We start from the raw sequence: 13,432 nt of genomic DNA on the forward strand, positions 1-13,432 counted from the left end.
TCCTATCGTCGTCCGAGGAAAAATCAGGAGGGTGAGGATGCAAGCCCAATCCATAATGACAAAGCCAGTCATCACAACGGATGCGAACGCAACAATCGCCGAAGCGGTCGAGCTCATGCTTTCAAACAAAGTCAGCTGCCTGCCGATAACGAACAGCGACGGCACCCTGGTTGGCATTGTAAGCAAAAGCGACTTCTTGCGCCGAGAGGAACTCGGAACCCAGCGTGTGCGTCCGCGCTGGCTGGAGCTTGATCTTGGCCCGGGCACAACCGCCCATGACTATGTGCGCTCGAACGGACGGATCATCCATCAGGTGATGAGCCCACAGGTCATCTCGGCGCCTCCTGGCGCCTCGATTGCAGATGTTGTCGACCTGATGATGCAACACCGCATCAACAATGTCCCGATTGTCGATCGGGAAAGGGTCGTCGGCATCATCACGCGAACTGATTTGCTGCTTGTCCTGATCCGCGCCATGTCAAAACAGGGCACTACGCCACCCAATGACGACCTGATCCGCAAGGCTATCCTTGCCGAGCTGCAGGGACAAACCTGGAGCGGTGGTGACTTGATCGATGTGAGGGTCAGCGACGGCGTTGTCGAACTGAAGGGGACGATTGTCGACGAGCGTCAACGGAAGGCAGCGATCGTTGCGGCTGAGAAGGTTGCCGGCGTCGGGCAAGTCAAGGACGGCCTCCTCCTCAGTACGGATCCGTTCTCGGTGATGGTTTCATAGCTGCGAAAAAAGCGGGGACGCCAAGCAGAGTCCCTTTGGTTCTGCTCCCTTCCCACATCACTTGGACATGAGGCCGTCGGCGAGTTCCTTCGGCGTCTAGCGCGTTATGGTCGGAGAGCACGCTGTCGGCAGCAAGACGCCCGTCCTGCCGGAAATGCGATGGCCGCTGCCTGTTTTGGTGGGGCTTGGACCGGGGCTTCCTGTGGATCTTGAAGAGCGGCCAATACAAAGATCTCGACGGCTCCGCTGAGCGGGTCCTTATCGATCGGGAAGAGCCGCGAGGCTGAACCGGTTGGCGGCGCCAACGACTGTGCGGATGCTGGTCGTCAGTCGACCGAATCTTTGCTGGCGATTGCCCGCGTCATGACGATATCGGCGCGCGTGCGAAGAACTGATCAGCCACAATACGTTGCCGAACCTTTGGCCAGGAGGGGCACGCGATTGGGAAGCCGACCATTCAGAATGCCCAGACATGCAGACGTTTTCACGGCAATCGACCACTCGACCGTGAACCCGCCGCTGCCGGGTTTGTCGAGCCTGGTTGATCCAGATCAGCGTTATCTCTTCATCGGCATGGTTTCATTGACCAGGCTTCCAACGGAGAACGCATGTCTATCGAGTTGGGGAGATGAGCGGCAAACCGTGGGTGATTGCAATGCTTCAAGAGCGCTTCGTATCGAAGATAGCCGCTATGGCGGCACGCTGATGGCCGGCTATGTCGACACATTCGACATCATTGTCGTCGGAGCTGGGCCGGTCGGACTTGCCTTCGCAGCATCGCTCGCCTGGAGCCGACTCAAGGTGGCAGTGGTTGAACGGCAGTCGCTCGACAGCCTGGCGAATCCGGCTTTCGACGGTCGCGAGATCGCGCTGACCCACGCATCAGTGAGAATCCTTCGCGAGCTCGGCGCCTGGGATGCCATCCCCGCATCGGACAAATCACCGCTTCATGGCGCGCGCGTGCTCAACGGATCCAGCCCTTTCGCCCTGAGCTTCGATGCTCCCAGCGGATCTGGGGAACCACTCGGATTTCTGGTCCCAAATTGTCGGATCCGCGATGCCCTGTTCAAAATTGTCCACTTCCAGGATCATGCCCGGCTGCTGTGCGGCAACTCGGTCGTCAATGCAACAAATAGCGAAGACGAGGCGGTCATAACGCTTTCTGATGGCAGGCAATTGGCCGCTCGGCTGCTCGTAGCAGCGGATTCGCGTTTGTCCGCGATGCGCGACCTGCTCGGCATTGGCGCCAACATCCATCCGCTTGGCCACTCCATGCTGATTTGCCGAGTGAGGCACGAGCGCGTCCATCACCAGATCGCGGTCGAATGGTTCGACCACCATCAGACCATAGCGATGTTGCCGCTCATGGAAGGCGTGTCGTCGCTGCTTCTGACTTTGCGCTCAAGCGAGGCCGACAGACTGTCTGCTCTCGATGACGAATTGTTCCTCATGGAATTGATGAACAGGTATCGAGGACGCCTCGGGCAGATGACCCTGGCAAGCACCCGCCATGCCTATCCGCTGGTCACGACCTGGGCGCACAAGTTCTCGGCTCCGAGTGCGGCACTGATCGGCGATGCTGCCATCGGCATGCACCCGGTGACCGCGCATGGCTTCAACATCGGCCTCAGCGGCCAGAAGCAACTCGCTCATAAAATACTGACAGCATGTCGCGCCCGCCGCGACATTGCCGATCCCGACATGCTCGGCAGATACGAAAGCCGGCTGCGGCTGTCGGCGGGGCCGCTCTATCATGCCACCAACATGCTTGTCGGTCTCTACTCAAGCGAGCACCCGGCGGCACGGCTTGCAAGACATGCTGCGCTCCGCTTTGCCCAACATCTTCCCTTTGTCCGCCATGGCATTTCGGCCATGCTCAGGCGGTGAATCGCACAGAGCGCTGCCGCTCTGGAACGCTGTCTCGGCGAGGCTTCCTTGTCTTGCTGGCGCGCGTCGTCGCGGGCACGGCTGCTTCCTGGTGACGTTGCCGATCATGGCATGATTCGGATCAAGGCACGCGCGCGGGCGAAGCCTTGATGATTCGGCAATGCTAAGCCAAAGGTGTGACCCGAAGCATGGTGAGCGCACTGGTTACCCTCGCTGGGTAGTTAACCCGTCCTTCAGTGGGCTTGCATAGGTTTGGTCCTCGCGAACAACGACGCAAGCAAGCTGGTCCATTCATGGCACCCCTAAAGGAAGAAGAATCGCTGGAGGCCAAAATCCGTCAGGATCAGCTTGCTGACCTGAGGGCCGGGCTCTTCGTGTCGATGCCGATAAGCGCGATCCTGTCAGGCCTGATTTGCGCGGTGCAGGCCCTTTCTGGCGGCGGCTTTGCCGCTGCAAGCTGGTTCCTGGTCGTCAATGCGCTAAATGCCGCCCGGCTTGCACTCGCCCGTTTTCAGCTAAAGGAAACGGGGCGCCATCAGGATTTGCTTGGCGTTTTGCCGCGCCTTCGCATGTTTGGCGTCCTTGCCCTTCTGGCAGGGTTTGCCTGGTCCTTCCCGGCCGTCCTGACTGTTGGATACACAACACCACAAGCACCGATGCATCTGGTCATACTGGCGGGCATTTCAGCTGGTGCGGTTACATATGGCAGTTCGTATGCCGCGGCGGCGACCAGCTTCATCACACCTCCACTCCTCATCACGGTGGCGTGCCTTTTGGCGAAAGGCAATTTTGAACGCTACATTCTGGCTTTCACCGTTCTGCTCTTCATGGGCGGCTTGGTCCGAGCTTCGTTTGTTGGGCAGGCGCGCTTCCGCGAAGCAAGCCGCCTGAGACATGAGGCAGAGCGATTTGCGTCGGAAATGGAGCGCAACTCCAGGGAGGACCATCTGACCGCCCTTCTCAACAGGCGGGGCCTTGAACACGCCATCGGTCGGTTCAAGACCGCGGATGGGCCCTTCGTGGCAATGCTGATTGATCTGGACGGCTTTAAATCTGTCAACGACACCTACGGTCACAGGACCGGTGATGAACTGCTTGTCATGATCGCCCGCCGCATAGAGCAGGAAGCACCCGAAGGCTCAACGCTCGCTCGTATCGGCGGCGATGAATTCGTGCTGGTTTTTCCATCAACGAGAGCTTCGCTTTCTGCCAGTGATCTCGCCTCCAATATCATAGCCAAAATTGCTCGCCCCTATATCGAGGTCGCGTCCGTGCGGGTCGGGGCATCGATAGGGATATACTTGGCGCAGACGCCGAGCCTGACTGAAATGTTGTTGCGGGCGGATATCGCCCTATATACGGCCAAGCGCCATGGCAGGAACGAATTTTGCCTGTTCGATGCCGAACTCGACAGGGAACTGCAACGTCGCCAGTCCATCGAACGGGATCTTCATTCGGCGATAAAGACGGGAAGATTGCAACCTTGGTTCCAGCCGATCGTGAAACTCGAAACCGAGACCGTGGTCGGTTTTGAAGCCTTGCTGAGATGGTCCCATCCGACGCATGGTGCCATCTCTCCACCCGAAATCATCACGGCCGCACGCGAAACCGGAATGCTTCAGCTGCTGACGCAAACCGTATTCGCCGACTGTTGTGCTTTTATCGACGGCTTGGTGAAAGCTGACTGTCGTAACATTCGTGTGGCGATGAATGTTTCCCCTCGCGAACTGGAAGCCGGCGATATCGACGACATGGTTCTGGAGGGTCTGGCGGCAAGAGGCCTGCCTGCGACGATGTTCGAAATCGAGATTACCGAAGAATCGCCGGTGGACCCGGACAGAGTGGATGAAAAGCTCGGACGGCTTTCACATGCCGGTATTTCCATCGCGCTCGATGACTTCGGCACCGGCTTTTCTACCTTGGCATCTCTCAAGGACCGTCGGATACGTAAGGTGAAAATAGACCAGGGCTTCATTCGCGGCCTGGCCAAGTCCCGAGAGGACCGACTGCTTGTCAAATCGGTCATCGAACTCGGTGACATGCTCGGGATCGAGGTCATGGCCGAGGGCGTCGAAACAGAGGCGGATCGGCAAACCCTGCACAAGCTTGGCTGCCGAACCGCTCAGGGCTTCCTCTTCTCCAAGGCTGTGCCTTTGATGCAAGCACTGGAAATGGCAGTCAAACAGCCCGCGAACCAGTTGTGACCGCTCCCGCCGCGCCGGCTGTCGCGGCCGTGCGCTGCCGAATTTGGCTACAGAGACTTGCCTGCTCGAAACACGTGGCAGTGGGCGTTGTGCATCAGCCGGCGAACAGTTCCTTGTAGCCGGTCGTCACCATCCAGTTCGCACGGTCGATATGGCTGCGAAGAGCTTTGCGGGCGCGGACCGGGTCAATGGACGGGTCGATGCCGAGAATGCGCTCGGCCATCTCCTTTTCGCTGGCATTGTCGGCGCAGGCATCCAGGATCCGCAGGTAGATCGTGAAATGCTCCCTGTCGTAGCTCGTGAGGTTCTCCGACCAGGGGACTTCATCGCTCAAAGTTGAGCTTCGAGTCTCATCTGTTCCCATTGGTCCATTCATGCCTGCGAACCTCGCCTGTGAGCGCACGCAGTATATCCCAAAATGGGATAATCCGAAACCGGGATTAGTCGCTGATCCGGTCTTTACCCGACCGGTTCGCCTCCATGCCCAAATCCCTTCGATCGCCCCGCCACCAGCGGTTTCTGGCCCAGCTGGTTTCGCTGCGCAAGGCCAAAGGCCTGACCCAGGAGCAGCTGGCTGACAAGCTTGGTCGTCCCCAATCCTTCGTGGCCAAGTACGAGGGCGCAGAGCGGCGTCTCGACGTCATCGAGTTTCTCGACATAACTGCGGCCATTGACGCTGATCCGTGCGAGATTCTGTCCAGCCTCCGGTCCTAGCGGGCGCGCCGCATCTATCATGATCCGGACAGGAATATTGTCTAGGACAATGCCTCAATTTGTTGAAAGGCGAGCGCTGGTTTTCGGAGGAAGCCGCGCGCACGGCGGCGGCGCCTTTGGGTTCTCGACGGCCGCCTGACCATGTGCGAAAAAACTTGGCGCGCGCCCGCGCACCAGGTGCTCGTGAACCGAGCCCGCTTTTCTTCGGCAAGCTCAGGCGGTCTCGGCCATTCGGCTTCGCCCCTTGGCGTGGGCAGCCCTTCGGGCTGTGACGGCCGCCGCCCTTGCGGGCGGCGCGGTTTGTCTGTTGGCCTTTCCCGGTGGCGCGGCGCGGGCGGCACTCCCTTCTAGACCCGCCGCGGCAGCCCGCAACCCTTCGCGTGCCGCTCAGGGTCCTCCTCTTCGTTCCGGTCCTTCGGATGCGGTCCGCCTACCACGGCGGGCCTTTCCGGTCGCGACTCGCCGCCCACCCCGCTTCCGGGGAAAGGCGCGGCGATTGGTGAGCGGAGGATAACACATGCGTGCAAACAGCAAGCGTACCACCAGCGGAGAGGCTGGCGCAGGCAAGGGCAGGCGCCCGGGCGCCAGCCTCTATCAGGAGATCACCGACCGCATCATTGCCGAGCTGGAGCGCGGTACCGTGCCATGGGTCAAGCCATGGGGCAGCGCAAAAGCAGGCCTCGGCCTGCCGAGGAATGCGTCCACGGGGCGCAGCTATTCCGGCATCAATATCCTCATCCTGTGGGGCGCCGTCATCGAGCGCAGCTATCCCAGCCAGAATTGGCTGACCTTCCGGCAGGCGCTTGCCCTGGGCGGCAATGTCAGGAAAGGCGAGCGCGGCGCTACCATCGTGCATGCCGACCGCTTTGTCCCCAAGGACGAGAAGGAGCGCGCACGCCACGAGGGCGATGCACCACAGGCCGTGCCTTTTCTGAAGCGCTTTACCGTCTTCAATGTCGCGCAGTGCGACAATCTTCCGGAACACCTCCATGCCTCCGCCGAGCCGCTCCCTCAGTGCGAGATCGTGCCGCAGGCCGAAACGCTGATTCGCGCCAGTGGTGCGGATTTCAGGGTCGGCGGCGATCGCGCTTTCTACATGCCGGGCAGCGACCACATTCAGGTGCCGCCGCAGCCGGCGTTCCATCAGCAGATCGACTATTACCGGACCTGCTTTCACGAGCTTGGCCACTGGACCGGCCACCCGACGCGGCTTGCTCGCGACCTCTCCGGCTCCTTCGGCTCCAAGGCTTACGCGCGTGAAGAATTGGTCGCCGAAATCACTGCCGCCTTCGTCTGCAGCAATCTCGGCATCGAGCCGACCGTGCGTCACGCCGATTACATCGGCTCATGGCTGAAGGTGCTGCGCGAGGACAACCGCGCCATTTTCCGTGCCGCCAGCCTCGCTTCGAAGGCCGCCGATTTCCTGCTTGGCCTTCAGGCCGATGCGGAAGGCGAGGCGCAAGAAGGGACTGCGGCATGACGATGCCCGATGCTCAAGTGGCCACGACCGAGCCGACGCCGGATAGCGAGGAGATGCCCATTCCCGACGGCGCCCGGGACTCACCCGCCCCGATGCAGAACTATGCCGATCTGCATCGCCAAGGTGCGCCCCGGGTCGCAGCGCGCAGCCAACGAGACGGTGACTGCCATCCTTGCCGGCTGCAAGGCTGACGCCGCATTCGGCAAATGCGGCACAAGCTGTTGGCCCTGCTCGGATCACCGGACCGAGAATAGCGTGGTGGCCGGCGGCAATCGCGACCCCTTGCTGCCGCCGGCATGTTCGCGCGCAAGGTGGGCGCTCGGCGACGATAATCTCGTGCGCGTCGTGGGCATATGGTGGCAACCGGACGATGCCTTTTCGATCGCTTGCGCGACAAGGAAATCGCCGATTCGATGCTCACCGAGATCGGCTTCAAGCATGTCGCCGACAGCAATTTCGCCTGGAAGGTCGAGTCCCAAACCGAGACTACCCTGGCGTCGAGAATGGCCGCTTCAGGTTGAGGCCTGGCTGCCGCGCTGGATCAAATTCCCGGCCGAAAGCTGCCCAGCCGCGAGGCCTTCCTATTCGCCGATCTGTGCGCAAGGAAGCAGTCGCTGTTCGTGCGCGAATAGTCGATCAGGGCCCGAGCGGCGTTTTCTCGAGTACTGCCGCTAAGGACGCGCGCGCCGCTCCGGGCCGCGCCGGCTCCGATTGATCGTCTTGCCGAGCCAGTGCCGCGTGCGATAAATTCCAACGCCAATTCGCCCCCATTTCGGCAGCCCCGCACCGCCCCGGATTGCTTGCTGAGGCGCCAGGCGCATGGGGCCAATTGTACATCCGGTTGCCGAGAGAGCCCGCGCCGCCGGCCCCCCGCATATTGCCGCCTGCTCGTTGTGCCCCCGATCGCGCAACCTGTCTCCATTGTGTCTCAGGGACCATTCCCCTGCGCCTGGCTTGACGACCTATGGGCGGATCCGGCCCGCTCGAAACCCTCGCCGGCAGCTTTTTTCCCCGCCGCCTGCGGCGGCTTCCTCGCGCCGCTTCGCTTCAAAAAAACTCCCCGCTCGGGTCCTCCGCTATCGCTGCGGCCGTGCCGGTTCCGGCGGTCCGGACGCGCCCATCACGGTCCGCCATCGCAGGGGAATGGTCCCCTGCGAGCACCAAGAGGAGACTGAAAATGACCGCAATCGGATACGTCACCAAACAGGAAAACGGCGGCTACAAGGGCCAGCTCAAGACGCTCAGCGTCCGCGCCGACATCGACATCGTGCCCAATCAGGCAAAGAGCGCCGACACCCATCCGGACTACCGGGTGCTGACGCAAGGGGTCGAAGTGGGTGCGGCCTGGATCCGCACCGGCGAGACCTCCGGCAAGGACTATGTGAGCCTGTCGATTGCGGCCCCCGAGTTTGGTCCGCGCAAGCTCTACGCCAATCTGGGCCGCGCCGCCGGCCAGGATGACGACGACACTTACGCCATCATCTGGAACCCGGTCGACTGACCGGCCGACCCGCAAAGCCCTGCGCCGCCCACCGGCGCAGGGCCTCTCTCAGGACCCGTGAGGCCGCCGAAGGGGCGGCGAAAACTCGCCCCCCACTCTTCGCCCGTCCCCAAAACGATCTCGCTCGCCGATCCTCGCCTCGCTTGCCCGTAACGAACCGAGGATCATCATGGACGACGAAAACGAACGCGCAGCCCGCGCCAAGAAGGGCAGTCCGTTTCTCAACACCGCGCAGGCGGCCTTCTATATCGGGCTGTCCCAGCGCACGCTGGAGAAGATGCGCCTCAAAGGCGGTGGCCCACAATTCCGCAAGCACGGCCGCTATGTCCGCTATCACATCGACGAACTCGACGACTGGTCGAAAGGGCACGCGCAGGAGACCGCGCCCGAGGATGGCGCGCACGAATCCGGCTCGGCCGGTGAGGGAGGCCGCTCATGAGCCGGCGTCCCACCATCCGTCTGATCGGCAGCCATCTGCGGCGCATTCGAGCCCGCAAGACGATCGTCGTTGCCACAATCGGCCTTGGCCTGATCGGCTTCGCCGCCTTCGGCAAACCATCGCCCTGGCTGGTCTGGAACGCCTCGGCGAGTGCGCCGGTCGGCCTCTATCGCGCCGCATCCGGATCGCCCGCTCGTGGTGATCTCGTACTCGTCCACCCGCCAAGACCGGTCGCCGATCTCGCCGCCGAACGCTTCTATCTGCCCAGCAACGTGCCGCTGGTCAAGCGCCTTGCGGCGCTGCCCGGCGAGCATGTCTGCACCTTCGGCGACGCCATCATCATCGGCGGCGAGATAGCCGCGCGCCGGCTTGCAACCGACACGCAGCACCGTCCGCTGCCTTGGTGGAATGCATGCCGAAAACTCGCCGCCGACGAGGTTTTCCTGCTCGGCAGCGATAAAGATCGCTCGTTCGACAGCCGCTATTTCGGGCCGGTGCCGACCGAAAACATCATCGGGAGGCTCGTGCCGCTATGGACCGAGTGACCCTCCTTATGCTGAGCATGGCGTGTCTCGCACCATGCTCCTGTTCCGCCGCGACCAACACGAAGCCGGTCGTCATCTCCCATAGTCCGCAGCTTGCAAGATGGCAGCCCTTCGTAGCCGAAGCAAGCCGGCGTTTCAGCATTCCACAGACCTGGATTTATGCCGTCATGGATGCCGAAAGCCGGGGGCAGACGACGCTCAATGGGCGGCCGGTCACGTCGAGCGCCGGCGCCATTGGCCTCATGCAGGTGATGCCAGGCACCTACGAGGAGTTGCGCGCAGAGCTCGGCCTCGGAGCCGCCCCGCACGACCCTCGCGACAACATTCTGGCAGGCACTGCCTATCTGCGCGCCATGTATGACCGCTTCGGATTTCCAGGCCTGTTTGCAGCCTATAACGCCGGGCCGGAGCGCTACGAGCAGCATTTGCAGCGCGGGCGACCGCTGCCCAGCGAGACGGTTTCGTATCTGGAAGAGATCAAGGCGGCGGGCATTTCGGCCGCCGATATGGACGCGCTCACCGGCAAATCCCATTCCAAAAGCGCGCCGGGAATCCCGTCCGGGCAGTCGCTGTTTTTTCTCCGAAACGGTGTTTCCGTGACCGGCCCGAATGGCCAACTCCTGGTGCCGCTCGGATCGGAGCGAGCAAGATCAGGCCGGCCGGATCGCAGGTGAGGGCAGCGGCTAGCGTGGTTCGGGCGGGGGCCAGGGGGGCATGTGCGCGGAAGGCAAGATAAAGGCAGCGCCTCCTGGAGGCGGCCAAGTCTTTGTCTGCACATCGTTTTCCCAGGAGGTTGCCTCCGGGTCCAGGAGGGTCTGGCGCGCAAGCCTCTGAAATTGCTGCTCGTTCATCGGAGGCCGCATGCAGGATGACGAATTCACGCCGAAGCTCGGCAAAATTGGCTGGCGCGGCTCGAAGGCGGGCAAACGCTACGCTGGCCAGGTGCAGGCCGCGGTCAACCGAGCAGGCGGCAGGAGCGGACGCGGCAGCCGCTTCATCGGAAGCCGGGTGGGGCGCGGCGGGGCCGCTGCCGCCGTTCTTAGAGCGCGCGACCGCCACGCGGCGTTTCGGCAGCGGCGCGCAGTCGTCAAGGCACGCATCGTCAAGCTGGCCGGCAAGGGAGTCGACGGGGCTCGTGCGCACCTCCGCTACCTCCAGCGCGACTGCGTCACCCGGGAAGGCGAGCGTGGCGAGCTCTACGCTGCCGACAATGACCGCGCGGACGGCAGGGCCTTTCTCGATCGCGCGAACGGTGACCGTCATCAGTTCCGCTTCATCGTCGCCCCTGAAGACGGTATCGAGTATGATGACCTGAAGCCGCTCACCCGGCGCCTCATGGCGCAAATGGAAGAAGACCTCGGCACCAGGCTAGACTGGGTGGCCGTCGACCATTTCAACACCGGCCATCCTCACACCCACATCATCGTGCGCGGCAGGGACAACCACGGCGAAAACCTCGTCATAGCGCGGGACTACATCTCCTCTGGCTTGCGCGAGCGCGCAGCCGAACTGGTTAGCCTCGACCTTGGCCGGCGCACCGACCGCGCGATCGAGCAGCGCTTGCGCCAGGAGATGGAGCAGGAACGCTTCACCAGCATCGACCGGCAGCTGATGCGCATGCGCGACGATGAGGGGTGTGTCTCACTGGCCAGCCGAGACACCTTTCGCCAGACGCTGCACCAGGGCCGCCTGCGCAAGCTCGAGCGGATGGGCCTCGCCGAGGAGATGCCTGCGGGTCGCTGGCGCCTGGAGGATGAGCTCGAAGCCACGCTACGCCGCATCGGCGCGCGCGGCGACATCGTCAAGACCATCCATCGCGAGCTGACGGGCAAGGGGCTCGTCCGCAGTGCCGCCGACCATCTTATCCACGATCGATGCGACGGGTCAGCTCAAACCGTGGTCGGACGTGTCGTCGGGCGCGGGCTGGCCGACGAAATCACTGACCGCCATTACCTCGTCGTCGACGGCGTGGACGGCAAAAGCCACTATTTTGATATCGGCAAAGGCGAGGCCACCCAACCGACACCAGAGGGCTGCATAGTGCGGGTCAGGCCGAGGGACACCGGGCCAAGAAAAGTGGACCGCACAATTGCCGGCATCGCCACGGTCAACGACGGGCGCTACAGCATCGATATCCATCTCAAGCATGACCCCTCGGCCACTGAACGCTTTGCCGAAACGCACGTGCGGCGACTGGAGGCGATCCGCCGTGCGACCGGTGGCGTCGAGCGCGAGCCGGACGGCACATGGACAGTCGCGCCCGACCATCTCAACCGCGTCGCGGATTACGAGCGTCAGCGAGCGAGGGCCCAGCCTGTTGTCGTCGACAAGCTCTCATCAATGCCGCTGGAGAGCCAAGTAGGCTTCGACGGCGCCACCTGGATCGACCAGGAGCTGGTATCAGCCCACCCTGAGTCCTTGCGCGACTCTGGCTTCGGTCGCGAAGTACGTCAGGTCCAGGCCCGCCGACAGCAGTGGCTGATCGCGCAAGGTCTTGCCCATGATGCGCAGGATCGGGTCATCTATCGCGCCAACATGGTTTCGATGCTGCGCCAACGAGAGCTGAACCGTGTTGCCAGTCAGCTCTCGGACGAACTCGGGCTCTCGTATTCTGAAGCGCGGCATGGCAATCGAATAGACGGTACGCTGCGCTGCTGCGTCGAGCTCGCCGGCGGAAAATACGGTGTCATCGAGAAATCGCGCGAGTTCACGCTGGTGCCTTGGCGGCCGGTGCTTGAGCATCATATCGGCAAGGAGGTGTCTGGCGTGGTGCGCGCCGAGGGGATTTCCTGGACGATCGGACGCCAGAGGAGCGGGCCCGGCGTTTCGTGAACTGGCTATAATTTATTTGTCCGCGTTGAAACACATACTCAGCCCAGACGGAGTTCCTCCGCCTGCTGCTTGCTCGCAGCATTCATTTGGCGGAGAGCCAGTGTTCTGCATTTTGTAGTTCGCTCTGTCAAAAAGCGCTGGGAATATGCATCATGTTCTGCGTTGACACGGAAGGCGCGCCGACAGGTGCTGCGGATCGGCTCCCGATGGGCTGCCAGCTAGAAAGGTGGGCTGACTCGTGACAGCGCAAGGGGCTCTGGCGGCCGCGATACGGCGACGCGAGTTCGGCATCGAGGATGAAGCCGCACTTCCCGATCTTATTCTACTCGCAGGACCGGCAGACGCGGCGGTCGCCCGTGCGAGCATGCTGTTGGCCCTGGCGTGAACTGGCAGTCCGTCCCGGGGGAACTTTGTAACGGAGAAAACTAGACGGAAAGAGGCGCGCGGCCCGTCTCCCCAGCAACCCGCCTTGCGGATTCCTCCTCTGCCCGCTTCGCAGACGGGGATACCCTCCGCCCCCTTGCTATTCGTTGCCCGCCGCTATGCAAAGGACAGGCGACCTGCATCCGTGCTCAAGCCGATCTGGCGGCAGAGAGGGGGGTGTCGGGCTGAACATGGGCGTGATGGACATAATTGCCACGCGAATCCTCATGCTCGCCTAACCGGCCGGAACGATTTGCAATCCGGCAGGCTCAACAAATCAAGGAGTAGCTCGTTCCGTGTCCAAGCCCAGACAAGTCTTGGTTTTCTCACGGGCGCGATACAAAAGGCACAGGCTGGACTTGGCTGCCGGGGGCGGGGCTTGTCGACCGCTCGATTGAAAGTGAGATGCGAGGCGGAGAATCACCCATGTGCAGAGCGGCAAGGCGCTCGCCTATGTCCCTGTCATTCACCGTTAGTCGATGGTTTAGACGAAGATAGTCCGTCCATGTCGGCGTGCGGAATGTCTCGGTCCAAAGCGTCGACTTCTGAAGGTCGCGCTGGAGGGTCCAGTCCCGCGCACCGGCGCGGGGGACTGTCAGGAATTTTGTGCATGAGGCCATGATGATGGAAAGGAGAATCATCGCATGGCTATTGAGAAGGAACTTTTGGAC

The 13,432-nt window shown here is 62.2% G+C and carries 13 protein-coding genes; 11 read left to right on the forward strand and 2 right to left on the reverse strand.

Annotated features, from left to right (window positions below; all coding sequences use genetic code 11):
* Positions 1-37 precede the first annotated feature (37 nt).
* The 4 genes from NKJ90_RS29880 to NKJ90_RS29895 all read left to right on the forward strand — a co-directional run bounded on the left by NKJ90_RS29880 (position 38) and on the right by NKJ90_RS29895 (position 4,827).
* Positions 38-736 (forward strand): CBS domain-containing protein, encoded by a 699-nt coding sequence (locus NKJ90_RS29880; protein ID WP_352487485.1) that lies wholly within the window; start codon positions 38-40, stop codon positions 734-736.
* A gap of 170 nt (positions 737-906) precedes the next feature.
* Positions 907-1,023 carry a cbb3-type cytochrome oxidase assembly protein CcoS gene (ccoS, locus tag NKJ90_RS29885; protein ID WP_352487495.1) on the forward strand — a complete coding sequence of 39 codons (117 nt, stop codon included), beginning with the start codon at positions 907-909 and terminating at the stop codon, positions 1,021-1,023.
* Between the two features lie 418 nt (positions 1,024-1,441).
* Entirely contained in the window at positions 1,442-2,623 is a 1,182-nt protein-coding gene (ubiM, locus tag NKJ90_RS29890) for a 5-demethoxyubiquinol-8 5-hydroxylase UbiM (protein ID WP_352487496.1), read from the forward strand.
* A 293-nt stretch (positions 2,624-2,916) separates the two neighbouring features.
* Entirely contained in the window at positions 2,917-4,827 is a 1,911-nt protein-coding gene (locus NKJ90_RS29895) for a putative bifunctional diguanylate cyclase/phosphodiesterase (RefSeq protein ID WP_352487486.1), read from the forward strand.
* 94 nt (positions 4,828-4,921) lie between these two features.
* On the opposite strand, the gene NKJ90_RS29900 is transcribed toward NKJ90_RS29895, so the two are convergent.
* Entirely contained in the window at positions 4,922-5,203 is a 282-nt protein-coding gene (locus NKJ90_RS29900; protein ID WP_081731037.1) for a DNA -binding domain-containing protein, read from the reverse strand.
* 104 nt (positions 5,204-5,307) lie between these two features.
* Here NKJ90_RS29900 and NKJ90_RS29905 point away from each other — a divergent pair, with 104 nt between their 5' ends.
* The 7 genes from NKJ90_RS29905 (at position 5,308) to rlxS (ending at position 12,338) form a co-directional block, all read left to right on the forward strand.
* The gene (locus NKJ90_RS29905) at positions 5,308-5,541 is read left to right on the forward strand and encodes a helix-turn-helix domain-containing protein (protein WP_023735803.1); all 234 of its coding nucleotides are present in this window, start codon (positions 5,308-5,310) and stop codon (positions 5,539-5,541) included.
* Between the two features lie 517 nt (positions 5,542-6,058).
* Positions 6,059-7,021 (forward strand): ArdC family protein, encoded by a 963-nt coding sequence (locus NKJ90_RS29910; protein ID WP_352487487.1) that lies wholly within the window; start codon positions 6,059-6,061, stop codon positions 7,019-7,021.
* Positions 7,022-8,198: 1,177 nt separating this feature from the next.
* Positions 8,199-8,522 carry a DUF736 domain-containing protein gene (locus NKJ90_RS29915; RefSeq protein ID WP_023735798.1) on the forward strand — a complete coding sequence of 108 codons (324 nt, stop codon included), beginning with the start codon at positions 8,199-8,201 and terminating at the stop codon, positions 8,520-8,522.
* A gap of 169 nt (positions 8,523-8,691) precedes the next feature.
* Positions 8,692-8,961, forward strand: coding sequence for a helix-turn-helix transcriptional regulator (locus NKJ90_RS29920; protein WP_023735797.1), 270 nt, complete (start codon positions 8,692-8,694; stop codon positions 8,959-8,961).
* Complete coding sequence (locus NKJ90_RS29925) at positions 8,958-9,506, forward strand: S26 family signal peptidase (protein WP_352487488.1); 549 nt, start codon at positions 8,958-8,960, stop codon at positions 9,504-9,506. Before NKJ90_RS29920 ends, NKJ90_RS29925 begins: the two co-directional genes overlap by 4 nt.
* A gap of 17 nt (positions 9,507-9,523) precedes the next feature.
* Positions 9,524-10,180: a lytic transglycosylase domain-containing protein gene (locus tag NKJ90_RS29930; RefSeq protein WP_502904954.1), complete on the forward strand. Its 657-nt coding sequence runs from the start codon at positions 9,524-9,526 to the stop codon at positions 10,178-10,180.
* A gap of 187 nt (positions 10,181-10,367) precedes the next feature.
* On the forward strand, positions 10,368-12,338 hold the full coding sequence (gene rlxS, locus NKJ90_RS29935; RefSeq protein ID WP_352487490.1) for a relaxase/mobilization nuclease RlxS: 1,971 nt from the start codon (positions 10,368-10,370) through the stop codon (positions 12,336-12,338).
* Between the two features lie 749 nt (positions 12,339-13,087).
* On the opposite strand, the gene NKJ90_RS29940 is transcribed toward rlxS, so the two are convergent.
* Positions 13,088-13,432, reverse strand: a 345-nt coding sequence (locus tag NKJ90_RS29940) for an MFS transporter (protein WP_352487492.1), incomplete at its 5' end; no start/stop codon positions are given.

Origin of the sequence: Mesorhizobium sp. M0051, from assembly GCF_040323235.1 — a bacterium.
Classification (GTDB): Bacteria; Pseudomonadota; Alphaproteobacteria; order Rhizobiales; family Rhizobiaceae; genus Mesorhizobium.